General features: G+C 43.9%; 1 pseudogene. It reads left to right on the top strand.

Features of this window, described 5'->3' with window-relative positions:
• Window positions 1-41: 41 nt before the first annotated feature.
• Window positions 42-255: pseudogene (locus M3661_RS30120) on the top strand (IS110 family RNA-guided transposase); the annotation flags it as partial.

A 255-nucleotide genomic window follows, 5' to 3' on the forward strand; every position in this document is an offset into this window, starting at 1 on the left:
GAGGAGATGCTTTGCCACACCGAATCTGGGATGAGTCATACATGGAACTTCAACACGCTACCCGCCAGCATGAGTTTGTTACATCGTTATATGTGCAAGCCAACCTCAACACTAGGGCACTGTTAGATCAAGTAATTCCAGCTTATGAAGGAGTGTTTAGTGACCTGTACTCGGCTACATCACTAGATGTTTTGCAGAGCTGTCTGCAAGGACAAATGGATAAGGCGGAGATTATAGAGAAAGTCCTAATAAAAT

The sequence above is a fragment of the Paenibacillus sp. MER 180 genome (assembly GCF_023713665.1).
Lineage (GTDB): Bacteria > Bacillota > Bacilli > Paenibacillales > Paenibacillaceae > Paenibacillus_B > Paenibacillus_B suaedae.